Source organism: Tenacibaculum amylolyticum (assembly GCF_964511145.1).
Taxonomy (GTDB): Bacteria; Bacteroidota; Bacteroidia; order Flavobacteriales; family Flavobacteriaceae; genus Polaribacter; species Polaribacter amylolyticum.
In genome coordinates, this window is record NZ_CAZEFZ010000026.1 from 136,193 (window position 1) to 160,935 (window position 24,743).

At 29.5% G+C, this 24,743-nt stretch carries 29 protein-coding genes; 10 read left to right on the forward strand and 19 right to left on the reverse strand.

What is annotated here, in order from left to right:
* Positions 1 to 435: 435 nt before the first annotated feature.
* The 3 genes from ACKTTC_RS08885 to ACKTTC_RS08895 all read left to right on the forward strand — a co-directional run bounded on the left by ACKTTC_RS08885 (position 436) and on the right by ACKTTC_RS08895 (position 2,809).
* Entirely contained in the window at positions 436 to 933 is a 498-nt protein-coding gene (locus ACKTTC_RS08885; protein WP_408039456.1) for a helix-turn-helix domain-containing protein, read from the forward strand.
* Between the two features lie 122 nt (positions 934 to 1,055).
* Positions 1,056 to 1,844: an SDR family NAD(P)-dependent oxidoreductase gene (locus ACKTTC_RS08890; RefSeq protein ID WP_408039457.1), complete on the forward strand. Its 789-nt coding sequence runs from the start codon at positions 1,056 to 1,058 to the stop codon at positions 1,842 to 1,844.
* A complete protein-coding gene (locus ACKTTC_RS08895; RefSeq protein ID WP_408039458.1) occupies positions 1,844 to 2,809 on the forward strand; it encodes an NAD-dependent epimerase/dehydratase family protein in 966 nt (321 codons plus the stop codon). Before ACKTTC_RS08890 ends, ACKTTC_RS08895 begins: the two co-directional genes overlap by 1 nt.
* Before the next feature lie 38 nt (positions 2,810 to 2,847).
* Here ACKTTC_RS08895 and ACKTTC_RS08900 read toward each other — a convergent pair whose 3' ends face one another.
* Complete coding sequence (locus ACKTTC_RS08900; RefSeq protein ID WP_408039459.1) at positions 2,848 to 3,720, reverse strand: alpha/beta hydrolase; 873 nt, start codon at positions 3,718 to 3,720, stop codon at positions 2,848 to 2,850.
* A gap of 209 nt (positions 3,721 to 3,929) precedes the next feature.
* Between ACKTTC_RS08900 and ACKTTC_RS08905 the strand changes: the two genes are divergently transcribed.
* Both ACKTTC_RS08905 and ACKTTC_RS08910 read left to right on the forward strand, forming a co-directional pair.
* On the forward strand, positions 3,930 to 4,691 hold the full coding sequence (locus tag ACKTTC_RS08905; protein ID WP_408039460.1) for a sensor histidine kinase: 762 nt from the start codon (positions 3,930 to 3,932) through the stop codon (positions 4,689 to 4,691).
* Complete coding sequence (locus ACKTTC_RS08910) at positions 4,688 to 5,383, forward strand: LytR/AlgR family response regulator transcription factor (RefSeq protein ID WP_408039461.1); 696 nt, start codon at positions 4,688 to 4,690, stop codon at positions 5,381 to 5,383. Before ACKTTC_RS08905 ends, ACKTTC_RS08910 begins: the two co-directional genes overlap by 4 nt.
* Before the next feature lie 138 nt (positions 5,384 to 5,521).
* Here the strand turns inward: ACKTTC_RS08910 and ACKTTC_RS08915 are convergent, their stop codons facing one another.
* The 9 genes from ACKTTC_RS08915 to ACKTTC_RS08955 form a co-directional block, all read right to left on the reverse strand.
* Entirely contained in the window at positions 5,522 to 6,319 is a 798-nt protein-coding gene (locus tag ACKTTC_RS08915; RefSeq protein WP_408039462.1) for an SDR family NAD(P)-dependent oxidoreductase, read from the reverse strand.
* Positions 6,320 to 6,323: 4 nt separating this feature from the next.
* The gene (locus ACKTTC_RS08920; protein WP_408039463.1) at positions 6,324 to 6,713 is read right to left on the reverse strand and encodes a hypothetical protein; all 390 of its coding nucleotides are present in this window, start codon (positions 6,711 to 6,713) and stop codon (positions 6,324 to 6,326) included.
* A gap of 7 nt (positions 6,714 to 6,720) precedes the next feature.
* Entirely contained in the window at positions 6,721 to 7,854 is a 1,134-nt protein-coding gene (locus ACKTTC_RS08925) for an MFS transporter (RefSeq protein WP_408039464.1), read from the reverse strand.
* Between the two features lie 15 nt (positions 7,855 to 7,869).
* Complete coding sequence (locus ACKTTC_RS08930) at positions 7,870 to 8,331, reverse strand: DMT family transporter (RefSeq protein ID WP_408039465.1); 462 nt, start codon at positions 8,329 to 8,331, stop codon at positions 7,870 to 7,872.
* A 9-nt stretch (positions 8,332 to 8,340) separates the two neighbouring features.
* Positions 8,341 to 8,793: a nuclear transport factor 2 family protein gene (locus tag ACKTTC_RS08935; protein ID WP_408039466.1), complete on the reverse strand. Its 453-nt coding sequence runs from the start codon at positions 8,791 to 8,793 to the stop codon at positions 8,341 to 8,343.
* 16 nt (positions 8,794 to 8,809) lie between these two features.
* A complete protein-coding gene (locus ACKTTC_RS08940; protein ID WP_408039467.1) occupies positions 8,810 to 9,568 on the reverse strand; it encodes an SDR family NAD(P)-dependent oxidoreductase in 759 nt (252 codons plus the stop codon).
* An 11-nt stretch (positions 9,569 to 9,579) separates the two neighbouring features.
* Positions 9,580 to 10,569, reverse strand: coding sequence for a quinone oxidoreductase family protein (locus ACKTTC_RS08945; protein WP_408039468.1), 990 nt, complete (start codon positions 10,567 to 10,569; stop codon positions 9,580 to 9,582).
* Positions 10,570 to 10,601: 32 nt separating this feature from the next.
* A complete protein-coding gene (locus tag ACKTTC_RS08950; RefSeq protein WP_408039469.1) occupies positions 10,602 to 11,432 on the reverse strand; it encodes an SDR family NAD(P)-dependent oxidoreductase in 831 nt (276 codons plus the stop codon).
* 86 nt (positions 11,433 to 11,518) lie between these two features.
* Positions 11,519 to 12,382 (reverse strand): helix-turn-helix domain-containing protein, encoded by an 864-nt coding sequence (locus tag ACKTTC_RS08955; protein WP_408039470.1) that lies wholly within the window; start codon positions 12,380 to 12,382, stop codon positions 11,519 to 11,521.
* 130 nt (positions 12,383 to 12,512) lie between these two features.
* Here ACKTTC_RS08955 and ACKTTC_RS08960 point away from each other — a divergent pair, with 130 nt between their 5' ends.
* The 4 genes from ACKTTC_RS08960 to ACKTTC_RS08975 all read left to right on the forward strand — a co-directional run bounded on the left by ACKTTC_RS08960 (position 12,513) and on the right by ACKTTC_RS08975 (position 15,389).
* A complete protein-coding gene (locus ACKTTC_RS08960; RefSeq protein WP_408039471.1) occupies positions 12,513 to 13,085 on the forward strand; it encodes a Crp/Fnr family transcriptional regulator in 573 nt (190 codons plus the stop codon).
* A 73-nt stretch (positions 13,086 to 13,158) separates the two neighbouring features.
* The gene (locus tag ACKTTC_RS08965) at positions 13,159 to 13,872 is read left to right on the forward strand and encodes a VOC family protein (protein ID WP_408039472.1); all 714 of its coding nucleotides are present in this window, start codon (positions 13,159 to 13,161) and stop codon (positions 13,870 to 13,872) included.
* Positions 13,873 to 14,003: 131 nt separating this feature from the next.
* Positions 14,004 to 14,504, forward strand: coding sequence for a hypothetical protein (locus ACKTTC_RS08970; protein ID WP_408039473.1), 501 nt, complete (start codon positions 14,004 to 14,006; stop codon positions 14,502 to 14,504).
* Positions 14,505 to 14,507: 3 nt separating this feature from the next.
* On the forward strand, positions 14,508 to 15,389 hold the full coding sequence (locus tag ACKTTC_RS08975; protein ID WP_408039474.1) for a sterol desaturase family protein: 882 nt from the start codon (positions 14,508 to 14,510) through the stop codon (positions 15,387 to 15,389).
* A gap of 87 nt (positions 15,390 to 15,476) precedes the next feature.
* On the opposite strand, the gene ACKTTC_RS08980 is transcribed toward ACKTTC_RS08975, so the two are convergent.
* The 3 genes from ACKTTC_RS08980 to ACKTTC_RS08990 all read right to left on the reverse strand — a co-directional run bounded on the left by ACKTTC_RS08980 (position 15,477) and on the right by ACKTTC_RS08990 (position 17,111).
* A complete protein-coding gene (locus ACKTTC_RS08980) occupies positions 15,477 to 15,887 on the reverse strand; it encodes a hypothetical protein (RefSeq protein WP_408039475.1) in 411 nt (136 codons plus the stop codon).
* A gap of 113 nt (positions 15,888 to 16,000) precedes the next feature.
* Entirely contained in the window at positions 16,001 to 16,528 is a 528-nt protein-coding gene (locus tag ACKTTC_RS08985; protein ID WP_408039476.1) for a hypothetical protein, read from the reverse strand.
* 49 nt (positions 16,529 to 16,577) lie between these two features.
* Complete coding sequence (locus ACKTTC_RS08990; protein WP_408039477.1) at positions 16,578 to 17,111, reverse strand: Crp/Fnr family transcriptional regulator; 534 nt, start codon at positions 17,109 to 17,111, stop codon at positions 16,578 to 16,580.
* Positions 17,112 to 17,330: 219 nt separating this feature from the next.
* Between ACKTTC_RS08990 and ACKTTC_RS08995 the strand changes: the two genes are divergently transcribed.
* Positions 17,331 to 19,406 carry an ATP-binding protein gene (locus ACKTTC_RS08995; protein ID WP_408039478.1) on the forward strand — a complete coding sequence of 692 codons (2,076 nt, stop codon included), beginning with the start codon at positions 17,331 to 17,333 and terminating at the stop codon, positions 19,404 to 19,406.
* A 119-nt stretch (positions 19,407 to 19,525) separates the two neighbouring features.
* Here the strand turns inward: ACKTTC_RS08995 and ACKTTC_RS09000 are convergent, their stop codons facing one another.
* The 6 genes from ACKTTC_RS09000 to ACKTTC_RS09025 form a co-directional block, all read right to left on the reverse strand.
* Positions 19,526 to 20,335 carry a CPBP family intramembrane glutamic endopeptidase gene (locus tag ACKTTC_RS09000; RefSeq protein ID WP_408039479.1) on the reverse strand — a complete coding sequence of 270 codons (810 nt, stop codon included), beginning with the start codon at positions 20,333 to 20,335 and terminating at the stop codon, positions 19,526 to 19,528.
* Between the two features lie 36 nt (positions 20,336 to 20,371).
* A complete protein-coding gene (locus tag ACKTTC_RS09005; RefSeq protein WP_408039480.1) occupies positions 20,372 to 21,760 on the reverse strand; it encodes an aspartyl protease family protein in 1,389 nt (462 codons plus the stop codon).
* Between the two features lie 10 nt (positions 21,761 to 21,770).
* Entirely contained in the window at positions 21,771 to 22,529 is a 759-nt protein-coding gene (locus ACKTTC_RS09010; RefSeq protein WP_408039481.1) for a hypothetical protein, read from the reverse strand.
* Positions 22,530 to 22,612: 83 nt separating this feature from the next.
* Entirely contained in the window at positions 22,613 to 22,984 is a 372-nt protein-coding gene (locus ACKTTC_RS09015) for a lipocalin family protein (RefSeq protein ID WP_408039482.1), read from the reverse strand.
* A gap of 28 nt (positions 22,985 to 23,012) precedes the next feature.
* Entirely contained in the window at positions 23,013 to 23,471 is a 459-nt protein-coding gene (locus ACKTTC_RS09020; RefSeq protein ID WP_408039483.1) for a hypothetical protein, read from the reverse strand.
* A gap of 102 nt (positions 23,472 to 23,573) precedes the next feature.
* Positions 23,574 to 24,683 carry a helix-turn-helix domain-containing protein gene (locus ACKTTC_RS09025; RefSeq protein ID WP_408039484.1) on the reverse strand — a complete coding sequence of 370 codons (1,110 nt, stop codon included), beginning with the start codon at positions 24,681 to 24,683 and terminating at the stop codon, positions 23,574 to 23,576.
* Between the last annotated feature and the right edge of the window lie 60 nt (positions 24,684 to 24,743).

The window sequence follows — 24,743 nt, forward strand, 5'->3', positions numbered from 1 at the left end:
ATTCTTGTAAAAGCTAAGCCATTAGGAACTATCTCAAATTTGATTCTTTATTTTTTCCAGTTTTTAACTCCTATAATACTTTATTTAAGCATCGTTTTTTTTACCAACCCAAATTATAAGTTTAGTAGGAAAGATTTTACTTATCTAATTTTTCCTACTATTTATCTTTTTTTACTTTTTTATTATAAACCAAATTTAACTACATCTATTTTAATTATATTTCTTATTTCTCATGCACTTTTCTATGCCTTAAAATCTTATTTCAAAATTCATAAACATCAGCAACAAATAGCTCTCTTTTCTTCGAATACATTTGATATTAATTTAAAATGGTTAGAACACATTATTTTAGGTATTCTCTTTATTTCAATAATAATTACAATTTTTAACCTCTTTTATTTTGGACTTCCTTTAAATTTATATATAAATATTATAATGCTTTTTACTGCTTATTTTATAAGTTATAATGCTTTAAAGCAAAAAGAAATTTTTCCAAAAGAAAAATACAGAGACGAAATAATTACTATTAATACTACAGAAGCTAATAATCAAATTTCTGCTAAACGTAAGCTTGTTTCAGATAGCGAATTAATTGAGTTTAAATCACAACTAATTCATCTAGTAACCGAAGAAGAATTATATTTAAATCATGAGATAAATCTTGCTTCTTTATCAGAAAAACTAGAAGTTACTCCTCATCAACTTTCTTATATTCTTAATAATGGACTTAAGCAAAACTTCTTTCAATTTATCAATTCTTATCGTGTAGAAAGAGCTAAAGTATTATTATTAAAAAAGTCTTCAGAAAAATTAACTATTTTGGGAATAGCATATGCATCTGGTTTTAGTTCTAAAACAGCTTTTAATACTACATTTAAAAAATTTACCAATCAAACACCTTCTCAGTATAAAAAACAACATTCAGTTTTATAAACCAGCACTCACACATATAATAACAACCTAATAACAAACAACATAAAAACAAGTTCAGTTTTATAAACACGGGCATTTAATACTAATACTGCATCTACTTTTGTTTAAATTTTATTTCAAAAATGAAAAAAATAGATTCAAAAACTACTTATGCAGTAGTTACAGGTGCAAGTCAAGGTTTAGGTAAAGCTTTTGCATTTTCGTTAGCAAAAAGAAGTCATAATATTATTTTAATTAGTCTACCAAATCAAAAACTAAAAGAAGTAGCAAATCATATTAAAGCACTATATGGAGTAAAAGTATTATACTTTGAAGCCGATTTTTCTTCAGACGAAAATATGTTTTCGTTGGTCAATTTCTTAAATAAAAATTATGCCATAGATATTTTAATTAATAATGCAGGAACTGGTGGAACTAAAAAAATAGAGGATGCTTCTTTTAATTACCTTAATACTATTATTCAAGTAAATGTAAAGGCTACTACTTTATTTACTCATCAACTACTTCCTAATCTAAAACGCCATAAAAAATCATATATACTTAATGTATCGAGTATTGCTGCATTTTCACCTATTGGTTACAAAACAGTATATCCTGCTTCAAAAGCATTTATACATTCATTTTCAATTGGTCTTTCTGAAGAATTAAGGAATAGTAATATTACAGTAAGCGTTATAAATCCGGGAGCAATGAAAACAAATCCTGAAATTACTGCGCGTATTGAAAAACAAGGTTTTTTAGGTAAATTAACTTTATTAGAGCCAGAAAAAGTTGCCGAATATTCAATAAACAAAATGTTTCGTGGAACGACTTTTATATTGATAAATCCTTTAAGCTGGTTACTTTCTAAACTTTTACCTAATTGGATAAAAGTACCTATGATGACTAAAATAGTAAAAAGAGAAGCCTAATGAAGCGAATTTTTGTCACAGGAATAAATGGTTTATTAGGAACTAACTTATGTCATTCTCTTATCAATAAAGGGTTTGAAGTAACTGGACTTGTTAGAAACAAAAATAGTTTTAAAGGAAAACAACATAAAAACTTGAAATTATTAGAAGGAAATTTATTTGATGATTTTTCATTATTGTTTAATAATATTGATATCATCATCCATACTGCAGCAGTAACTAATCAAAATTTAATTCATTATTCTGAATATTTTGAAGTTAACTCTAAAGCTACTATTCAATTATATAATACAGCCATAACCTCTAATGTTAAGCAGTTTATTTTTGTAAGTACAGCTAATACTTTAGGCTATGGAACGTTACATTTTCCTGGTACAGAAAATAATAAAATGAATTCTTTATTTAGAAAATCATTTTATGCTAAAAGTAAATTTGAAGCTGAAAATTTCTTATTAAAGAATAAAAACACAATAGCAACAATTATTGTGAATCCAACATTTATGCTTGGAGCTTACGATACAAAGCCCAGTTCTGGAAAAATTATCCTAATGGGATGGAAAAAGAAACTTATATTTTATCCTCCAGGAGGAAAGAATTTTGTTCATGTTAAAGATGTTGCTTTAGGCATAGTAAATGCTATTGATTATGGAGTTTCTGGAGAAAAATATTTACTAGCAAATGAAAATATGAGTTATCAAGAGTTTTTTATAAGCCTGAATAAAGTAACTAATCAAAAAACAATAATGATTAAAATTCCAAAACTTGTTCTAATAATAATGGGATATTTTGGAGATATACTAAGATGGTTTCATATAAGATCGAGTTTAAGTTCAGTAAACATGAAAATTTTGTGCGTAAATAATTATTTCTCAAATTCTAAATCTAAGAAAGAACTAAAAATAACCTATGTACCTATTGAATCTGCTATTAAAGACTCCATAGGTTATTTTCAAGAAAACACATAATTGTTCTGTCTGATAAGCTATTTTAAATACCTAAATTTCTAATATTTGTTGTTTATATAATCATTAAGTTTATCTAAAGCATAGATAGTAGATTTGTATGGATTACTTCCATGGTTTGCATTTGTAGTAGTTTGTGAATATAAAGCTATATTATTACTATTTAATGAACTATGTAACTCTTTGTTAAGTAAATTATGAATCACGTTGTATCCATTTTTCATTTTTTCATTTTCTCCATCTCCAATACTCATAAAAATGAACTTATCCTTTACTTTATTTTCATTTAAAAAAGCCTTTGTTTTTTCTGCTATGAAAATATCTTCTCTCCAAAATGCAGGGCTATAACTTATATAACCGTTAAAAAGCTCAGGCTTCTCTATAAACGCGTATAATACAAATAACCCTCCTCTAGAATGTCCGCTTATAGTTTGAAAACCATTTGTTCTATAATTACTATTTATATACGGAACTAATTCTTTTTCTATAAAAGCTAAAAAGTTATGAGCATTCCCTTTTTTACTATCCTCATCTTCTAAATCTATTTTCATATAGTGCGGTGTAAAATCACGGCTTCTATTACCACTTGTGTTTGGAATTCCAACCACAATAGCCTCTGGGAATTCATTAATTTTTGATAATAAATCAATTTTAGCAAATGTATGCCCATCTTGTGAGGTGCCATCTAAAACATACATTACTGGATATGTTTTGTTCTTATTTTGTTCATAGTTTTCTGGTAAATGAATGATAACAGTACGTTCTTCATGCATCTTTTTAGAATTAATTGTTGCCAGTACCACATCATCATACTTATTAGATTGAACGTAATATTCTAATGAAAAAGCAGCTATTATCATAGATAATACAATTGTGGTAACTATTGAAAGGAGAATTTTTTTATTACAGCTCATTGTGTATTCTTTTAAAAAGTTTCATTAAAAGTATACGTAGCATTTCATAAGCTCTAATAAAATTGATGAACTACTATATTTTTACATTAGACCTAACTTTTCTCAGAAAAGCTAACTTCAACCTAAAAACAGTACTGTTTAATCCTATTTTTATGTTGTTTATGAATTAATTAAGCATTGCTCTTATAGATTTTATATTTTTACATTTAATGAGGTTTTTAAAATCATATTGGCCATTAATTCTGCTTCCTATAAGCCTTATGCTAGCCATTATTCTTGGTAATGATGCAGATGTTCGAATAAACTCTATGCTATTTCTCTTAATCATTTTTGGGTTTATTTTTTTATTGCAATGGCTTGTTGTAATGAAAAAAAATGTTCAACTAGAAAAAGCAAATCTCGAAAGTGAATTACGATTATTAAAAAATCAAATAGATCCTCATTTTTATTTTAATACATTACATAATTTATACGGATTAGCTTCAAGAAAATCAGACAAAACTCCTAATGCTATCATGAAATTGTCTGAAATAATGCGCTATGTTATTTATAAAGGAAAAGAGCCATTGGTAAGCTTAAATGAAGAAATTCAATATATAGAAAACTATATAGAACTTCAGGAATTACGTATTCATAAAGAATTAGATATTAGTTTTGAAAAGGATATCTCTAGTATTCAAGCTAAAATTGCTCCATTGCTATTTATAATCCCAGTAGAAAATGCTTTTAAGCACGGTGTAGATAAACTACTTACTAAAGCTTTAGTTTATATAAAATTAAAGGAAAATAAATATGAAGTTTCTTTTGAAGTACGAAATAATTTCGATGTAGAAGAGTCTTTAAAAAGTAAAGGAATTGGCCTTGAAAACCTAAAAAAAAGACTAGATTTATTATATTCAAATAAATATGATTTACAAATAACGATTGTTAAAAACGAGTATATTTTTAAACTAAAAATTAAAAAGGGATGAAATGCATTGTAATAGATGATGAACCTATTGCACATACAATTATTGAAGATTATATCGCAAATATAGAAGGACTAGAACTCATAAAAAGTTTCTATAATGCTGTAGATGCGATTACTTTTGTGAATACCAATCCTGTAGATCTTATCTTTTTAGATATTAATATGCCTAAATTACAAGGCTTAGATTTTGTTAAAACTCTTCATAAACCTCCAGCAATAGTTATTACTTCTGCTTATGCTGAGTTTGCTTTAGAAAGTTTTGAATTACCTATTAACGATTATCTTTTAAAACCCTTTACATTTCAGCGATTTTTAAAAGCATATACCAAGGTTTTAAGTTTCCGGTCTGGAGTTCATAAACAAGAAGTATATGAACCTACATCTAATACAATATTCTTAAAAGGCGATAAAGAAATACATCAGGTAAAGTATACTAATATTGTGTATCTAGAAAGCTATGGTGGTTATGTGAAAGTATTTTTACAAAATGAGAGTTATCTGCTCATACATCAAACATTACAATATTTTGAAACGAATTTACCTACTCATTTTATAAGAATTCATCGATCTTTTATTGTAAACAAAGACTTTATTAAAAGTATTTCTGGCAATAGAATAATTTTAAAAAACAAGAAATTAGCTATTGGCTTAAAGTATAAAGACAATGTAAACTTCTTAATTAAAGGATCTTAATATTTTCTTTAGTTAAGAAACAAAAATGAAAGTTTACAATCAAAATTTATAAAGACGAGTAAACACAAACACGTGATGATGGAAGGTTTATGCTTGCGTCTACAAGTCTTCAGTGGGGATTATCGAGGTATTTGGGTATTATACACCTGTCATTTCTACAGAAAGTTGCATTAATTTTTTTCTATTTTCTTCACTATAAGCAGTAGGGTTAGCTTTTAGTTGTAATTGTTTAAAAAAATATTTTCCTGTAACATTATTTAAACTAGTATCAATAGCTAATTTTACAACTGCATCTACTCCTTCAGATAAATTATCAATTACATGTTGAACGATCTTTGTAGGCATCATAGATGCTGGATGCAACGCATTTACTATAACTCCACTTTTACCAAATTCTTCTCCTATTTCAATAGTTAACATAATTTGTGCAAGTTTCGATTGACAATAAGCTTGCATTCCACTCCAAACTTTATTCTGATTAATATCCTCAAATAATAAAGGAGCTTGTCCAGCAGAAGCAACTTGAACAATACGAGCTGGTTTTGATTTTTCTAATAACGGCTGTAATAATTTCGTTAGCATATAAGTTCCTAGATAATTTACTTGCCATAGCATTTCATTTCCTTCTTTACTAATACGTTTTGTAGGCTCAATCCCTAGACCTGCATTGTTAATTAATACATCTAGTTTTGGTTCTTTTTCTATTATTTGAATAGCGAGTTCTTTTATTTGAGCAAGTTCAGAAAAATCAGCATTATAATATCTTAAATTTTTATTTCCTGTTGCTTTTATAATATCAGCTATGAGTACTTGTCCTCGTTTAGGGTCTCTACCATGTAATAATAAATGATGTCCTTTCATTGCCAAGGCTAGCGCAACTCCTTTTCCTAATCCATCTGTAGCACCTGTGATAAGTATCACTTTTTTATCAGACATATTTTTATTTTTTTATAATTGCGTATTTGAGAATAATTAGTTGTTTTGTTTTCTTTTGAATTAACCATTTTTCTATTGACTCGGAACGAAATTTGATTATTCCATCTGGATTCTTTTCTTCAAGAGCGATGTCAAAACATATTTCAAAAAGCTGTTTATCTATTTGCTTTACCATAATATTTGAAGCAATATGCTTTGCTTTCTTATTATTTTGGACAAGCATACTTTCATAAATACTTATAAACCCTTGATGTCCTTGTAATTTTGTTCCGTAAATATCAAATTCAAAATGCTTGTCTAACCGATGTAAAAACAACTCCGTTTCCTTCAGTTCATCTAAATCTGAAAACCATTGATGCACAAAATCTTCGAAGATTTTTGTTTCAATTTCCATTCAGAGATTATTTTCTAATTTGTAATAGAACATACACGCACAATAACAAAGCAATACCTAAACAGATAACTCCCATAAGTGCAACGTTGGTAAAATTACTTCCTACAATTAATACTGAAGCAATCGCAGGACCTATAGATTGTCCACCATTTTGTGCTCCAATTCCTAGAGAAGCAGCTCTACCTTGTGGATCTAAGACAGCTACTATTCCCATTAAAAATGGCATTGAAAACATCCATATAAACACAAAACTTAAAGCGATAATTGTAAAATTTGAAGCATCTAAAAACAACATAATTCCTGTCATAAGAAACATCAGTATCACAACACTAAGTATCAAAGGAGTGGTTCTTCCTAATTTGCTTGCTACAAAAGAGGATAATAAAGAGCCTACAGCACCTGCAATAGTTGCATTTCCTAATACTGAAAGAATGTTTTCTTGAGAAACGCCAGCTGCTGCTCCTATTTGTCCCATGTATACCCATACAGAACCTGTAGCAATAAAAAATAATAACATGGCAAATAAAGCAACTCCAATATTCTTCCAATCGGTTTTTATTATTGTTTTTTCTTGTTGTATTTCTTCCGAAGTTTTTGGAAAGCCTTGAATTTTGTTTAGTACAATAACAAAAAGCGCTATTATTCCAAAACCTGATATTAATTTATATACTCCTGTAGCTCCCAAATAATTGTGAATGTATATACCACTGTAAAATAAAACTGTGGCCATTAACAAGTAACTTGTAAAAAAGTAGGCAAAACCTTTTTCTGGGTTTGATTGTGTGGCTAGTTTTGCACTCATTAAAGCTAAAGAGGCTCCAGATCCAATTCCTGCAATTAACCTACATATCATAATATACTCTGTAAGCAAAATACTTAATGTATTTCCTAGTATAATGAGTAATAAACTAACAATAGCTAATTGCTTAAATGTATAACGTGATAATAAACTAGCTACAGCTATAGTAGATACTGCAACTCCTGCTAATTCTAAAGAAGCTATTTGACCTGCTTTGGCTACTGAAAGTCCAAAAGTATCTTTCATAACATTTACTAACATTGGCATTATTACGATAGATACACTTGTCAATACGCCATAGAAAATGATCCAAAACGTTTGTTTTGATTGATTTGTATTCATTTATTTATTAAATTTTTATTTGTTGCTTATACTTACGATAAAGGCGCCTACAATAACCAAAAGGACACCTATAAGTTTTGTCCAATTAATTGGATGTTGTTTAAAGCCAACTAAACCATAATTATCTAGAAGAATTGAGCAAATCATTTGCCCAGCAATTACAGAGGCCATAAATGTTCCGGCTCCTAATTTTGGAGCCATTAGCATTGTAAAAACTACGTATACAACAGCTATAGCTCCTGAAATCCAAGACCACCAAGGCACATTTTGTAATGTAACTGTATTTGGAGTTTGTGGTTTCATAACTACTAACAATACTAAAACTACTGCTAATGAGACTCCCATTGAAAAAAGTGTTGCCCAAATAGGACTATGTACACTTCTGCTAAATGTTGCATTGGTACCAGCATGAAAAGGAATGATAGCTCCTCCTGCAATTGCTAATAATACATATAATATAGATACATTTTGTTCCATAAAAATGCGTTATACTATTTCAAATGATGCCAACGTAACTAATGGATTCGAATATTCGTAAAAGTGAAGTATTTTTCCATTTCTTACTTGTACCATAAAACAGTATTCATTATTATAATCATGCCCATCTACTGTTTTAAATTCTCCTCTACCTCTAACAACACACCATTCATTATCCTGCATTGATTCTATAAAATCATAATGCATAACTCCACCATTTGTCCCTGCAACCGATGCTTTCCAAAAAGCCATGATATTGTCTTTCCCTTCTATTCGAGAATCTACAACATCTGAATATGCAATCATCATTGCTGTAACACTTCCTACTTCACCTTTATGTTCTGGTGCCTTGGCAAAAGGAAATTCAATAACTGCATTTTCATCCCATAGATTACGTATTCCTTCAAGATTACCTTGACTAAAATTCTCAAATAACGATTTTATAATTGTGATACTTTCCATTGGTTTCTAATTTGAGTTATACACCTACCATTTTAACACTCATACCACCATCTACAATAATATCTTGTGCATTTATATAGGTAGCACTACTTGATAACCATAATACAACTTCTGCTAATTCTTCTGGAGTTGCAGCACGTTTTAAAGGAACATCTTTTGCCCAATTATCACGAGCTTCTTGTGTGTTTAAAACGCGTCTGAACATTGTAGTATCTACACCTCCTGGTGAAATTGTATTCACACGTACATTATCATCACCTAGTTCTACCGCTAAACATCTTCCAAAGTGAGAAACTGCTGCTTTGGAAGCGGCATAAGTTGCTACACCTGCTGCTGCGCGACTTCCCCAAAAAGAGGAACATAAAATAATGCTTCCTTGAGATTTTTTTATCTCCGGTAATACATTACGAACTAATTGAATAGTACCTTTTAAGTTGGTATTTAATACTCTGTCTATTTCTTCATCTTCAATATCTGCAATCATAACTGGCTTCTGTTCAACTCCAGCACAAGCAAATAAAACATCTATTTTTCCAAATGCAGAGACTGCTTTTTCAGCTACTGCTTTCATATCTTCACTAGAACGTTGGTCTGCTGGGAAAAAAAACGCATTTCCATTCGTTTCTTCTTCTATTTCTTGAGCAGCTACAGCATTTCGTCCTGTAAAAAGTACCTTAGCTCCAGCTTTTACTAAAGCTAAGGTTGTAGCACGTCCTATTCCACTAGTACCACCAGTTACAATGGCTACTTTATTTGTTACATCGTACGTATTCATAATGAATTTTCTTATTCGTTTGTTAACAATAATTTTCCTCTCACTAAACCAGCTTGTATCTTTTCGTGTGCTGCTTTAGCTTCACTTAATGGCATTGTTTCATACACTGGAGAAATTTTTCCTTCAGCTAACCATTCATATAATTGTTTTAATCCTTGATCTACTACTTCGTATTTATTTGTAAAAGTTGCATAAATTTCAGAGAACGAAATTGAAGGTGCTTTTCCAAAGTATTTTACACTCTCTTCCATTAAGTTGAAATTTCCTAACCCAGCTAAGAACCCGAAAATTACAATATGACCTAACGGAGCTAATAATTCTAAATCATCTTTAATAGAATTTCCAACAACTGGATTAAAAACATAATCTATACTATTTTCTCCAATAGCTTCTTTTACTTGTGCCTTCCAGTTTTCATCTGTTGTATTAAAAGCAAAATTAGCTCCCATATTTAATGCGTTTGTTACTTTTTCATCTCTACGCTCTAAGGCAACAATATTAAGGTTTAATAACTTAGCTATTTGTACCAAAGCAGTACCTACTCCACCAGACGCTGCGTAAATTAAAGCTGTTTTTCCTGCCTCTACTTTTGCAACATTTTTAAGCATGTGATATGCTGTAAAATAATTTACAGGTATAACTGCAGCTTCTAATAAATCTGTAGTATCCTCTAACACGACTAATTTATCTGCGTCTACTAAAGCGTATTCTGCATAAGCTGAGGAACCAATTACTCCTAAAAATGCTACTTTACTTCCTTCTTTTAAATCCGTTCCATTAGCATCAGCTATAACTCCTGAACCTTCTACTCCCGGTATAAATGGTAATTCTGGCATCATTCCTGGAGGCATATTACCTTCACGTATAATGGTATCAATAAAGTTTACTGGTGCTGCATGTATTTTTACAAGTACTTGCCCTGCTTTAGGTGTTGGACGATTTACTTCTTGATATGTTAATACGTCTGCTCCACCTGTTTTTGTTATCTGAATTGCTTTCATAATTTTATTTTTAATTTGTTTTTTTATTCCGTTTAATTCCATGGAAGTTCTCTTCCAAATTGTATTAGTTTTCCTGAAAATTGTGTGGTATCTGTTTGTAATATATTACTGATATGCTTTGCCGCTTCGTAAGGAGTTTGTGCTTCGTGCATATTATTAAAAAATGGTCTTGATGCATCTGTATCTACCAAACCTGGGCAAACAGCAAAAATACTTGTGTGTTTATTTGCATTTTGACGCTCTTCTTCTCTAGCTGCTATCTTAGCTAATGCTACTTGACCTATTTTTGAAGGAATATTAATCCACTCTGGCCAACCTTCTGTAGTCGCAGTTCCTTTTTTAACACTTGTTATATAATTAGACATAATTGTGTTGATCTCTTCTAAAGACTTTGTTTCAACATTAAAGAGGGAATGTAAGTGTCCTTTTAGATGAATTAAAGAACCAAAAGAGCTAGCTACAACAATAAAAACGCCATTTTCTTTTAAGTATGGTTGAAAATGCTTTAACATGCAATAGGCTCCGAAATTGTTTGTTCTAACAAATTGAGCTACTTGATCTTTATTATCTATATCTGGAGAAATACGTGCTGCTGCATTAGAAATTACAAGGTCTATCCCTCCATGCTTCTCTACAATGGTATTTTTTACAGACTTAATAGTGTCTTCTTTAGCAACATCTACATAAAGCACTTCTAATTTAGGCCCTTTATTTATGATACTTTGTATAGCTTTTTCTCTCTCTTCAGTTCTTCTAACGCCTACATAAATAATATCTTCTTTTGTATACAACTCATTTAGCCTTTGTAATAATCCAAAACCTAATCCTTGGTTTGCTCCTGTAATGAATGCTACTTTGCCCATTTGTATAATTTTAATGAATTACACTGCAAAATTACACTCACTATCTAAGTGAAGAATAATACTAAAAAAGGGGAAAATGGTACAAATTACTGATTGTCTCTAAACTTCTTTGGAGTTTGTTGTGTGTGCTTCTTAAAAAACTTGCCAAAATAAGAAGGCTCATTAAATTGTAATGTATAACTGATCTCAGCAATATCCATATCTGTATACAACAACATGTTTTTTGCTTCTAAGAGAATTCTGCTCGTTATATGTTCTTTAGCCGTTTTACCGGTATGAACTTTAATTCTGTCGTTTAAATAGTTTGCTGTTAGGTTTAATTTTTCAGCATAATAAGCAACTGACTTATGCTCTATAAAATGATTCGACACTAAGCGTTTAAACGTATTTACCAATTGAAATTCCGTAGGTATTGCTTGTTCTATAGTATGGTACTTTTCTTGTATTTTTTTACTTTTTTCTAAAAGTGCCGCTATTAAAAACTTACATAGGTTTTCATTTTTTTGCTCTCTTAGAATAATTTTGAATAAGTCTGTAGTTTCTTCTTTTTCCTTTTTATTTAACTGAAATACATTACTCTCTACGCTACTAAAAAAAGTATATTCAGCAACAATATCTTTTATATAAGGCAACAAAAAATCGGCTGTAAAAAACAATAAAAACCCTTTCATGGATTCTCCTCTGATAAAACTAAACACATGTTGTGGAGACTGGAAAAATAAAATATCATTCATACTAGCATGTGTATTCTGATTGATATGCATTTCTCCACTTTGTTGGTTCTCTAAAAAAATAACTGAGAAGAAATCTCTTCTATGTGCAGCAACCATTTTTAGTGTATCTGGATACGTTTCTTCGTGTGTTAAAATATCAAAATGGTTAGCAATAGGAGTTCTTTTTAATCCTGTAAAGTTGTATAATTCTTGTATTCCTGTTATTTTTTTAATCATTTATATAACAACCATATATTTTATAGCAAAAATAGTTTTTTCTATAGAGTTTATTTTTATTCTTCTTTCATCTAAAAATCTCTTATGTATATTTGAACTGGTTATCCTTTTTTAAATATTGTTTTACCTTATGATAGATAAACCCATAATTGAGTTCATAAATTATATACAACAATACACCTTGCTTTCTAAAGAAGCGGTAAATGCCATCAGTTCTTTAGTTTTATACGAAACTTTGGAAAAAGGAACTTTATTAAATAAAGAAGGAAAAACATGCAAACGGCTTTATTTTTTAAAAAGTGGTTCGTTACGTACTTATTTTTATCAAAATGGAAAAGATATTACGCATTGGGTATATCCAGAAAACAATGTGATTACTTCTTGGCATAGTTATATAACACAAACACCTTCAAAAGATTATATAGAAATTATAACTCCTAGTGAAGTAATTTCATTAACTTATGATCAATGGCAAGAATTATACACAAAATTCCCTGAATTAGAACGTTTTGGCCGTTTATTAATTGAGAAAGAATTGGCTTTAATAGATGATTTTTATAAAGGTTATTATTTCCTCTCTGCGAAAGAAAAATATGAATTGTTAGTCACAGCAATTCCTAATATTACTCAAATTGCAAATTTGGGACATATTGCTTCTATGTTAGGTATTAGTCAGGAAACTTTAAGCAGAGTTAGAAAGTAGATTTTGACTTAAGTCAAAAATAACTGTTATTCCACTTAATAACTTTGTACTATCATCTTAAAACAACAATAATATGGTAGTTAATAATTTTATTTGGGCAGACTTATCAAGTTATAATCCAACGAAAACAAAAACGTTTTACGAAGCGGTTTTTGGCTGGAAGTACTACAATATTGACAATTATTTTACAGCATATCTTGGTCCTAAAGAAATTGTTGGTCTCTATGAAACACCATTAGCATTTCAAAAAATGAAAATGCCTTCGTTTTGGATGTCTTATATACAAGTTTCTGATGTTGAAAGCACTGTTGAAAAAGCACGTGAATTAGGTGGTATTATAGAGTTAGTAGAAATAGATGCTTCCATAGGAAATATTGCTTTAATACGAGATACTCTAGGTGCTGGGTTTACAGTTTATGATGGTAATGCATTCAATTCAAGAACTAAAAATGAAGAAAATACATTCATCTTTAATGAACTCCATATTTCTGACGCTACAAAAGCTATTTCATTTTATAAAGCATTATTTGATTGGGAGTTTACAGAAATCTCTAGCAATAGTTTTGCAGTATACAACTCACAAAACGAGCATATAGCAACCATTAATGAAATTCCAAATAGTATAAAAAGTACATACGAATATTGGATTTGTGTTTTTGGAGTTAAGGATGTACAAAAAACATTGAAAACTATTGAAAAACATAATGGAACCATGGTTTTTGATGAAGGTGAACGATTACTATGCTCAGATGGTTCAGAAGCATTTTTCTACATTCAAAATATTTAATCATATGAAATAATAGAAAAAAGACTGTTCCACTTTTAGAAAAAAGAACAGAGAGTCTATGTTCTTGCATCTTTAAACCTATTGATCTTGTTTCTATTTTCAAATACCAATAATTCAAAATATGTAATCATATGAAAAACTCAACATTATTTTTTAGAAGTATTGCTGTCATTATTTTACTAACTGGAAGTGCTCATTTAGTAGGTTATGCTTCTAAAACTTCCCTACAAAACACTCAAAATCAATTGGAAGAAATGATAAATGAAGCTTATAGTACATCAAAAAACTATAATGAAACTACAGATTATATTATAGGGAAATGGAAACTTAATTACAATTCAAAAGATTTTAAAGGTGCAATTGTTTATACCATTAAAAAAGAAGGAAACCTATTTAACGCTTATACTTATTCGTATGAAGACACCAATGGAAATATAGAAAAAGCTGATAAAACTAAAGCATTAACCATACAATCTTTTGATGGTTATAAAGGAAGTGGTACTTATAAAATTGAATACGAACAGCAAGTATATGATGTTGCTTGTACCATAGATATGATAAATGAAAACACCTTTAAATTAAGCTACGACTACTATGGTTATGGCGATGTAGAAACTTGGAAAAGACAATAAATTATGATTGAATTTTTATCAAAACAGTTAGATTGGATAGATGTTAATTACTGGTTTTATGTATTTAACGACTTAAGTTTATTATATATAATTCTTCCTTTTTTCGGGTTGGAATTAATTCGCTATGCTTGGTTAAAACGCTTAAGCAAAGACCTCATCCTTGATAGTATTGCAAACATTATTACATTTGGAGCTTTTTTTCTTATTGAGATTATTCTTGGAATTTTAGCGATTACCAAAGTTTACTATTGGTTATATAATAATGTTAGTTTGCCTCATTTAGAACTTAATTGGGCTACTATTATAACTTGTATTTTATTAGCTGATTTTGCCTATTATTGGGAACATAGAACAATGCATAGAATTGGAATTGGCTGGGCAACACATACTGTACATCATAGTTCTCCACATTTTAATATGTCTGTCGCATATCGTTTTGGTCCTTTAGATGCTATTATGCCAATTGTATTTTCTCTTCCCATAGTAATGCTGGGTTACGATCCTATTTTAGTTTTATTATGTGAAGTCTTTGTTCAGGTATTTCAGACCTTATTACACACTGAAATTATTGGCAAACTCACCAAACCTATTGAATATATTTTCAATACACCATCTCACCATCGTGTACATCATGGTTCTAATAAACAATATTGGGATAAAAACTATGCAGGTATCTTAATTATTTGGGATCGAATATTCGGAACTTTTGAACCTGAAGTTGAAACCGTACGTTATGGTATTTCACAACCTTTAGAGAGCACTAATCCTATTAAAGTTTTTTTTCATGGACTAACTCGATTGTACACTAAATTAACAGCCATAAAAGGTTTTAAAAACAAATTACTGGCTCTGGTAAAACCTCCAGATTGGATGCCTAAAAACTAAGTGAATTATAGCATCCATTTTTAAATGTTACCTCTTAAAACCTTCCGCTATTTATAACAATAGCGGAAAGTTTATTTTAGTTTCTTTTTAAAAAGGAACCTTATCTGGTTCTAAAAATACAGATTTAGCTTCCTCAGATGAAAAAATATCGTAACTATAATGGCTATTAATTAATGCTTTAAAGCTATTATTTAACTCTGGAAATTCCTTTATAAATTCCTGAAAATCTTTTGCTTTAGACTGTTGTATATAATGATTTACCATTCTAATAGCCGCAATAGTTAGTGTTGTATGATATTTATCTGTTGCTCCAACATGTTTTACGAAATCTTGTAATTGATTTTGTATGTTTTGCTCCGCAATTGTTACTCCATATTTTTTAATATGTATCCAAGCTAATCGTAAATGTGCTTCATGAGAAAATAATTGAGGATTTAGTGTACAATTTTGAAATTGGTTTTCAAATTTTGCATCTGTCATATCAAAATGTGTATCCATATCTAATGTATTTTTTTAGAGATTCAATATCTCTGTCAATCCTTTGTTTTCTAGTATTTTTTATATGGAAACAACTCTTTCGAGAATTCTCAAAAGAGTTATGATTTTAGTAGTTAATTTTTATTAAAAATTCCATCAGGTAATGGTTTTATCTCGTCATTTTTAATATAATAATCTAATGCGTCTAGCAAAATCCCAATAGGTTCATCATTCGGATTCATATTCTTAAGAGCCTCATTACCTTGTGGCGTTAAAGCTGTAGCATTTACAATCCATGTTCCTGTAGATGTCCCATCTAAATTATCACAAATTCTTGCATCAACTTTTACAGATACATGTTCTGAAACTCTTACAAATTCTATTATTCTGTTAGGTTCAAAATGTGATACCACCCAAGTTTCGTTAGGAATGAAATAGTCTGTTTTAAAAATAGCATTGTACTCATGGTAATTAGATTGAGAATATACCAATTCGCAATGCCAACCATCCATCCAATCAAACTCAGTTGTTGGGCACAATAATGGAAATAGTTTATCTGGAGTAGTTTTAAAAGTTTGTGTGTGTCTAATTACTTTACGTAAGTATTGTGGTCCTTTTTCTTGTAATTCTTTTACAGCCTTGTCTGATAATACAGTATTCATAATTTATTATATAATTCGAATACAAAACTATTGATGGCTTATTTTTTTCTCATCTACATTTGTTGATAAAATCTTTTCTAGCTCTACTTAATTGTGTTGGTGTAATTCCTAAGTAGTTTGCAATATAATAATGTGGAATTCTATTTACTAAGCTTGGATATTCTTTTAAGAAAAGCTCATATTTTTCTACAGAACTTAAGTTTAAAAGAGATACTAATCTTGATTGTAGTTGGTTGTTTAATTTCTGAAATTCTCGAGTTATAATTTCTGTTATTTTATGATCTTTATTTACCCAAGACATTACCTCCGAATAATTTGCTACAGAAATTTCAGTATCAACTAAAGCTTCTATAGTAAATGCAATATTTACATTTGGAATATAACTCCCTACAATCATATCTCCTTCCTGATAAAAATGTGTAGTAATTTCATTACCGTCATTGTCATAAACAAATCCTCTCATAACTCCATTCAAAAGTTTCCCTATCCTAGTACAAGGCTTTCCTATTTTAATAAAGCACTCTCCTGCTTTTACTTTATGAGTTGTATGTAAAGATTCATCTAATGTTGATCTTTTATCCATTTAAATTTCTTTAAACTCTTTAAAATAACGTATTATAAATTGCAAAATAAAAGAAAATAATTTCTTTCTTATTTACATTTGTTGATAAGGATTAAAATATTAATTCTTATATATTTACCTAAACAATTTGATTCCTTAGAGATATTATTTTTTGTGAATAATTATAATCTAATTCTAATTTTTTAAAGTCATATTTATTACCTATTTTGGTTAATGCGTATGAAAGTACAATTACACACTAGAAGTTTCCCCGACGTTCAGTGGCTACACAATATGAATGCTTGCTTTACAAAGTATACTTATTGTATATTCATCTGTTTATTCTCCATATATTCCTCTTTTAGTTTACCTCAAGCTACTGAAGAAATAGATACGCTCGACCTTCGACATATATTTATTGAAGGAAATACCGAAATAAGCTTAGAATCTGGTTGGGCATTTTATTGGAAACAATTAATTACACCAGAAGAATTTACCTCTAAAATTCCTTTTACAAAAGTATCTTTAGAAAGCTGGACAAAATTTAATCTTCCTGATAGTACTAAACTACCTTCTTTTGGTTATGCTACTTATAGATTAAAATTTTCTATTTCTAAATATAGACCACATATTTCGTTATCAATTCCTGCTGCTTTTGGCTCATCAAAAACTTGGATTAATGGAGAATTAATTTCAGAAATTGGTAGAGTTGGAACTACAAGGGCTACCACATTACATAGAAGAACATCACAATTAATTCCTTTAAGTACAAACGAAACTAATTTTGACATTGTAATTCAAGTCGCTAATTTTTATCATACTAAAGGAGGTATAGACAAACCTTTAATTATAGGTTCGAGTTACCATTTACAAAATTTAAAATCTAAACGAATTATTGCCGATATGATTTTTATTGGCTGCTTGGGTTTTATAGGAATGTTCTTTCTGCTCTTCTTTTTATTCTATTGGAATAAAGACAAAGCTATTCTCTATTTTGGTTTGCTTTGTATTTCTTTATCCTATATGGCTGTGAGCGATCGTTACGCACCTTTTGCCGAAATATTTCCAAACGTTAGTTGGATATTACTAACTAGAATTGAATACGTTACTTTATTTCTTGCAGGTGCTTCTGCCAGTCTCTTTTTCTGTACTATTTTCGACTATTTCAAAAGCGATATGTATGCAAAAGTTGCTACGTTAGTTTTTGGCTTACTTTCTTTATTAGTAATTTTTCTACCAGCGCCATACTTTACCAAATTTGTAATACCTTTCTTACTTTCTATGATTATCAATTTGATATTCGTAACCGTAGTTATAATTAAAGCCATTATTAGAAAGCATTACGAATCTATATTATTATTAGTAAGTATGCTATTAGGTTCTGCGGTATTTTATATACATATTTTTGTCTTCTTAGGAAAAAATGGGAATGCTATCATTTATGTAAACTTTGCCTACATAATTGTTTTCATGTTGCTTTCTATGTTATTAATGAGACGATTTTCTAATTCTTTTCGACAGTTAGAAAATGCTAAGGAATTAGCGCTTGAGCAGGGAGCTGAAATTTCAGAAAAGTCTGAAGAGCTTTCTCAAATGAATACCGAATTAACAGAAAATCTACGCCAATTAGAAAGCTATAATGCTGAGTTAGATAGCTTCAATCATATTGTATCTCATGATTTAAAAGCTCCTTTAGTGGCCATGCATACACTTATATCTTTTATAGAAGAAGACCTTCAAGATGCTTTATACGACGATGCTATAAAACATTTTAACTTTTTAAAAGAACGTATCACAAAAATGAATGCGTTAATTAACGGACTTTTAGAATACTCTAAAGTTGCTAAAGGACATAAAAATAAAGAAGAATTTAGCTTACATTATTTATTAAATGAAGTTATTGAATTGATCAATCTTAAGAGTGATGTTACCGTTAATTTACCTGATAACGATGTAGCATTATACACCAATAAAATTGAACTAGAACATGTATTCCAAAACTTAATTAGTAATTCTATTAAATATAGCGATAAAGAACAAACAATTATTGATATTACTGTGACTGAGCTTTCTAATGAATATGTATTTGCTGTAAGTGATAATGGCCCTGGAATAGATCCAAAATACCACACGAAAATTTTTGAAATGTTTAGTCAGTTAAATGCTAACAAAAATGAGGTTGACAGCACTGGAATTGGTCTTACTATTGTAAAGAAAATTGTTTCTGAAAATCATGGAAATATTTCTGTTGAATCTGAAAAAGGTGTAGGAACAAAAATCATCTTTTCATGGAAAAAAACAGTGAAAGAAACCTAAAATATCCGAATTCATAACTCTATTTTCAGAACTAAAATAAAAAAGAAGACAACTCCAATCTCTCAGAGCTGCCTTCCATACTACAAATAAAAATAATAACTTCTTATTTGTTCCCCCAATTAAAATTTTACAACCTTTCCTTGTTTATGACAATAGAATAAGAGGATACTTGCTACAATTAATGAAAACAGTACTGCTTGAATAGATCCTTCAGGACCAAAAGCTCCGCCTGTATACCAAGTTGCTCCTGTTGTTTCAGATGTGATTAATGTTTGATTGGTAGAAATCCCAGAAACATTCGCTCCAAAAATTGCCGATTGAGAAAAATTCCATGCAAAATGTATCGCAATAGGAAACCAAAGGTTTCTTGTGTACATATAAGCTACTCCAAGTAAAATTCCTGCTTCTATTGCAATAGCTAAACCTCCCATAAATGTGCTATTAGGGTTTCCTAAATGTACCATTCCAAATATGAAACCAGAAATGATTAATGATAGATAACTACCTAGTTTTTCCTCCATAATTCGGAATAAAATACCTCTAAATAAAATTTCTTCTACAACACCAGCAAAAAGAGCAGCTGCAAAAGGTTGAATAATATAACTTATAGGGTTTATACCAGTAATAGTATAACCTCCTTTTATATAAATAACTAAAATTGTAAGTGCTTGTAAAGCGAATCCTAATAGTAAACCTGCTCCCAATTGAATAGCATTTTCTCTTTTAAAAGAAAATTCTACTATACTTCGTTTTTCATAATAGGTATATAAAAATATGTAAGCGAAAACACTTAATCCTACTGGAATAATATTTAGTAATAGTTCCTTAGTATTTCCTGATAAAAGCTCAGTGGGTAGTATAAGCTCTAGTAAAATAGATGTTAATACAGTTGTGCTAATAATAACTATAAACCCTATAATGATCCTCATTAATGAAGAATGGAAAATTCTTTGCCACATATGTATTTATTTTTTCGAAAAAGGATAATGCCTTTGTATTGTTCTGCTAATGGTATCTCCTTTTTTGTTTACAACAGAAATATGAAGTGAATCTTGCCTTTTTGTAATACCTAAAATAGCATCACTTAAAGGTTTAATAGCTGTATTAGGATAATAAAAATAGTCTTTGAATTGTTTAGCTGTTATGTTAGAGACATCAGTTTGCCCCCATTTAATAATTTGATCTCCAAAATGTATTCCTGCTTTTTCTACAACTCCATTTACTACTATTTTACCTACAATTACTTTATTATTCTCGTATCTTAACCCAATACCAAATGATGATTCTGGCGAAAGATCTATTGTATTGCTTCTACCAATTGGAGCTAAATAAACACCTTCTTGCTGGTGTTTTTGTCCCCAATCGAAAGTTGTATTTAAATGACGCATAACATAAGCTCCAACATCAACAACTCCCAAAGAGTTTACTTCTAGAATAGGAACATTCTTAAATTCAATTTCTCCTAGTTTAATGCTTTTAGCTTCAGATGCCTGATATTCATTCACTGCTTTTTGACCGTTTCCATAAATTAATATTTTAATCGTATGCAGCTTCTCTGGATTTTTATATTTTTTGAATAAATCTGATGTCAATGTTACATAATGCGTTGTATTCCCAGAATCAAACTCTGTTATAGAGTTAGGATTTTTTTCTCCATTAATCTCAATACCTTTAATTGTTGGAGATAATGCTATTACTTTATTCTTAAGTTCCTTTCCTATTCCTGGCACATCAAAAACCTTACCTTGTTGGTATGTAAAATCGAGTTTATTTTTAGTATTGAATCCTGTTAGTTTTTCTTTGTTACTACTCAAGATCAGTTTATCTCTTGCTGCATTTAACTGTACAAAATGACTTCCTCTTAGTAATTGATAACCAATAGAACCGTAAGATGAAACACTAGCTTTAGCATCTGGTGTCCAACCTACTGTTGCTTTTAAATTATTAAAAACCAGTGTACCTAAACCTATTTTATTTATTTCATATTGGTTAGCTGTGCTTGTTTTTCCTAGAGCGTTTGTTAATTTTATCTGACTTGAAGGCCTTCCTAGATTTGCTTCTTTTACAAAGTCATCCGAAATCACAAATAATGCTCCTGTATCTATTACAAAAGGATATACTTTTCCATTGTAATTTAAGTTAACAACATATGTATTGTCTGCGTATACTATATCTACTTCTTCATAATATGTTGTAACTGTTGCTCCGTTTTTATCTGTAAGCTGTATATCTACTACAGCAGACTCATAATGTTTTGCGTTCTGAGTTAAATTATAATATACAAAACCAACTACTCCAATTAGTATGATTAGAATACCTAAACATCCAATTCCCATTATTTTTTTTGCTTTCATATGAAACATTTTAATTATACAACTCTTCTGTTTCGATTTGCTTCCAATTAGGATTCAACTTTTGTAAATCTGTTAATAGTCCTTCTTTGTGTGCAGAACCATACAATACCAATATTTTAGGGTATTTAGATTCTTCAATTGCTTTTGCTAAATGTTCATTTCGAAGATTTAAAATGATTGCTTCAAAACCTTCTTGAGGCAAAGTTTCCTCAATAGATTCATCTATAGGTGTTTCTTTGTCTATTTTTGATAATTGTATTACTCCATATTTCTTTTCATATGCATTAATAATTTCTTTAGGTGTTAGATCGATATTAAAATCTTTGTCATTAACCTGATGTAGAAACAACGCATTATTTTGAGCTACTAATTTTTCTGAGTCATCAGAATCTGCATTGATCTTAGCTACCATCTTCGCATAATTCTCTGGACTAGGAACTAAACCTGCCAACTTTCGAGTTTTTTGTAATAATGTAGTATCCGTTTCATTTGTATAATCTACATATTCATAAAACAATACATAACCTTCTTTCTTAGCTTTAATAACTTCTTTTTGTACATTCTTATAAAAAGTTTCCAACCCTATGTGATGCATTCCTACAAACAACACCTCTTTTTCTTCATCGCTAATTTCATCAACTGTTACAGTAGTACTATACATTTCTACAAGTGGTGAACTTCCTATTTTATACAATACAAAAATGGAAACACCTGCTATTAAAAGAAACAAGCCTAAACAACCAAAACCTAATACTTTCTTTACATTCATTTCTTACTAATTTATTGTTACGCGATTTTTATATGAGAAAGACTATTAGTTGTTTATTAACTAATAGTCTTTATTTAGGTAATCTATTTTTTTACTTTTTTATACGATGTAATATATACGTCTTTACCTTCTTTAAACGAATACTTTACATAATCGTCTTTAAACGCTAACACTTTTTGGTTTGCTTTTACTCCACGAGAACTTATAATAATTTCTTTATTTTTTAGTTCCCAAGTTCCTTCTATTTTTTGATCTCCTATCACGCTAACAAATGCTCCTTTGTCTTTAAAAACTTGGTATACATTAGTGGTGTTAAACGCATCTTTTATAACTATCTCTTGACCATTCACCTCAAAATGTTCTAATTGCCATTTCCCTAGCAAATCTTCTTTAGATTGTGCATAGATTGTGCTTGCAGATAAATGTAAAACCAGTAGTAAAATTATTTTTCTCATTAGTTTTTATTTTGGATTATTAATGTTTTTAATATTGTCTAAATTTTTCTTTCTTTCTGAAAACCATATTTACTCTAAAGGTACCTTCACCTCCATCTAATGCATTAAAGATATCATCTACATCATCATTTCTGTTTTTACTGTTAGAAGACACTACAGAACTAGCATTGTAAGCATCTAAAAACTCATATCCTAACTTAGACATTGAGTTTAATAAATCGGTTTGGTTTCTTACACGTAGTTTATCTCCATCCTGTAATAAACTTTCCAATTCTCTTAATTGATTTTTGTATGATGATTTTTTTGCATCAATTACAATATTAATTCCTCCTAAAAGTTTTGTGTTTTGTGAAGTGATAATAACATACTCTGGAAGTTCATTAATACTAATACCTGCAGTTTTTACAATAGAAAGTTCTTGAGAAAATCCACTCGTTACAAACAAAGCAAAAATGCTTGAAATAAAAATTGTCTTTAATTTGTTCATTACTATTTTAATTTTTTTTGACGTTGCAAAATTCAAAATAGCATTTGTAAAAAAGTAAGATTTTAGTCTCTAAGAACTCTTGATTTCGGAAATTTGAAGTAATTAAGCACCTTTTGCTGTCTTTATAAACTTAGAAGGAGTGCTATTTTGGTATTTTTTGAATGCTGTATAAAAAGAACTATTACTCTTAAAACCAGCACTATTCCCTATACCTTCAATATTCAAATGGTTACTTTCTTCATTTAAAAGCATTGTTTTTGCTTTTTCCACACGATAACGGTTAATAAAACTATTGAAGTTTTCATTATTTAGTGTATTTATAACTTTTGAAATTAAACGTGGGTGTTCATTTATATGTTCTGAGACATTAACAATTGTTAAATCTGGGTTTAGATAGAGTTCTTCTTTTTCCATTAAAACTTCAATGGAAGTTAAAATAGTTTTATATCTATCTATATCTTTATGCTCTTCTATTGCCTTTTCATTTTCTAAGAAAATCGTTTCTGCTTCTTGCTTTTCAGATTCAGAAATTAAATTTTTTGAAACCTGTTGTAATAAGCCATGGTAAGAAGCCCAAAATGTAAAAAAAAGCCCCCATAAAGCTATTAAAACATCTTCGTATAGTTCTGGTATGAAATCTAGAAAACCTTCTAGGATACCAAATAAAAAATAGACTAAAAGAAATTGTAATAATAGACTTACCCATAGAAGATCTCTATTTTCTGTAGAGCTATATTGATTTTTTAAACGTTTATTATTCTTTTTAATTCTTCGATATGTTGCTACAAAAACACTTATTATAAATACAAACACAAAGAAGTAATATAGAAAATGATACACTACAGAAACTACGCTTTCTTCATTAAAAGGAAAAAACAAATTAAGCACTATACTAATAGCAACACCTACAATACCTATCCTAGTTATTATTTTTATATCATTGCTTTTCTTAAGAATAACTAGATTATCTACATAACTATATAATAGCGCTGGAACTAGTACAAAAAAATCGATTCCTAGCTTAAAATCCTTATCAAAATAGTTAATTATATCTGGTAAAGATGATAGTCCTAATACAAAAAGAAACATCCCTAATAGTAATAATGAGTTTTTCTTTTTACGATTCAACAGCATTAAGAAAATTCCTATGGAAAAAGCTTGGGAAGTTTCTGCCATACTTATGAGTAGTACTATTGTTTTTTGTGTCTCCATCTAGAATACTTCTTTTTTTCTCAAAAAATGTGGTACAAATATATTATCTAATAAAGTTTA

Excerpts from the sequence above, each read along its gene's own strand:
- ACKTTC_RS08935 (WP_408039466.1), bottom strand. The coding sequence starts at position 8,793 with ATGGAAAGTATCACAATTATAAAATCGTTATTTGAGAATTTTAGTCAA.
- ACKTTC_RS08895 (WP_408039458.1), top strand. The coding sequence starts at position 1,844 with ATGAAGCGAATTTTTGTCACAGGAATAAATGGTTTATTAGGAACTAAC.
- ACKTTC_RS09020 (WP_408039483.1), bottom strand. The coding sequence starts at position 23,471 with ATGAACAAATTAAAGACAATTTTTATTTCAAGCATTTTTGCTTTGTTT.
- ACKTTC_RS08980 (WP_408039475.1), bottom strand. The coding sequence starts at position 15,887 with ATGGATACACATTTTGATATGACAGATGCAAAATTTGAAAACCAATTT.
- ACKTTC_RS08955 (WP_408039470.1), bottom strand. The coding sequence starts at position 12,382 with ATGATTAAAAAAATAACAGGAATACAAGAATTATACAACTTTACAGGA.
- ACKTTC_RS08920 (WP_408039463.1), bottom strand. The coding sequence starts at position 6,713 with ATGGAAATTGAAACAAAAATCTTCGAAGATTTTGTGCATCAATGGTTT.
- ACKTTC_RS09005 (WP_408039480.1), bottom strand. The coding sequence starts at position 21,760 with ATGAAAGCAAAAAAAATAATGGGAATTGGATGTTTAGGTATTCTAATC.
- ACKTTC_RS08995 (WP_408039478.1), top strand. The coding sequence starts at position 17,331 with ATGAAAGTACAATTACACACTAGAAGTTTCCCCGACGTTCAGTGGCTA.
- ACKTTC_RS08900 (WP_408039459.1), bottom strand. The coding sequence starts at position 3,720 with ATGAGCTGTAATAAAAAAATTCTCCTTTCAATAGTTACCACAATTGTA.
- ACKTTC_RS08930 (WP_408039465.1), bottom strand. The coding sequence starts at position 8,331 with ATGGAACAAAATGTATCTATATTATATGTATTATTAGCAATTGCAGGA.
- ACKTTC_RS08925 (WP_408039464.1), bottom strand. The coding sequence starts at position 7,854 with ATGAATACAAATCAATCAAAACAAACGTTTTGGATCATTTTCTATGGC.
- ACKTTC_RS08960 (WP_408039471.1), top strand. The coding sequence starts at position 12,513 with ATGATAGATAAACCCATAATTGAGTTCATAAATTATATACAACAATAC.
- ACKTTC_RS08945 (WP_408039468.1), bottom strand. The coding sequence starts at position 10,569 with ATGAAAGCAATTCAGATAACAAAAACAGGTGGAGCAGACGTATTAACA.
- ACKTTC_RS09025 (WP_408039484.1), bottom strand. The coding sequence starts at position 24,683 with ATGGAGACACAAAAAACAATAGTACTACTCATAAGTATGGCAGAAACT.
- ACKTTC_RS08985 (WP_408039476.1), bottom strand. The coding sequence starts at position 16,528 with ATGAATACTGTATTATCAGACAAGGCTGTAAAAGAATTACAAGAAAAA.
- ACKTTC_RS09015 (WP_408039482.1), bottom strand. The coding sequence starts at position 22,984 with ATGAGAAAAATAATTTTACTACTGGTTTTACATTTATCTGCAAGCACA.
- ACKTTC_RS08970 (WP_408039473.1), top strand. The coding sequence starts at position 14,004 with ATGAAAAACTCAACATTATTTTTTAGAAGTATTGCTGTCATTATTTTA.
- ACKTTC_RS09010 (WP_408039481.1), bottom strand. The coding sequence starts at position 22,529 with ATGAATGTAAAGAAAGTATTAGGTTTTGGTTGTTTAGGCTTGTTTCTT.
- ACKTTC_RS08990 (WP_408039477.1), bottom strand. The coding sequence starts at position 17,111 with ATGGATAAAAGATCAACATTAGATGAATCTTTACATACAACTCATAAA.
- ACKTTC_RS08950 (WP_408039469.1), bottom strand. The coding sequence starts at position 11,432 with ATGGGCAAAGTAGCATTCATTACAGGAGCAAACCAAGGATTAGGTTTT.
- ACKTTC_RS08975 (WP_408039474.1), top strand. The coding sequence starts at position 14,508 with ATGATTGAATTTTTATCAAAACAGTTAGATTGGATAGATGTTAATTAC.
- ACKTTC_RS08885 (WP_408039456.1), top strand. The coding sequence starts at position 436 with ATGCTTTTTACTGCTTATTTTATAAGTTATAATGCTTTAAAGCAAAAA.
- ACKTTC_RS08940 (WP_408039467.1), bottom strand. The coding sequence starts at position 9,568 with ATGAATACGTACGATGTAACAAATAAAGTAGCCATTGTAACTGGTGGT.
- ACKTTC_RS08965 (WP_408039472.1), top strand. The coding sequence starts at position 13,159 with ATGGTAGTTAATAATTTTATTTGGGCAGACTTATCAAGTTATAATCCA.
- ACKTTC_RS08910 (WP_408039461.1), top strand. The coding sequence starts at position 4,688 with ATGAAATGCATTGTAATAGATGATGAACCTATTGCACATACAATTATT.
- ACKTTC_RS08915 (WP_408039462.1), bottom strand. The coding sequence starts at position 6,319 with ATGTCTGATAAAAAAGTGATACTTATCACAGGTGCTACAGATGGATTA.
- ACKTTC_RS08905 (WP_408039460.1), top strand. The coding sequence starts at position 3,930 with ATGAGGTTTTTAAAATCATATTGGCCATTAATTCTGCTTCCTATAAGC.
- ACKTTC_RS09000 (WP_408039479.1), bottom strand. The coding sequence starts at position 20,335 with ATGAGGATCATTATAGGGTTTATAGTTATTATTAGCACAACTGTATTA.
- ACKTTC_RS08890 (WP_408039457.1), top strand. The coding sequence starts at position 1,056 with ATGAAAAAAATAGATTCAAAAACTACTTATGCAGTAGTTACAGGTGCA.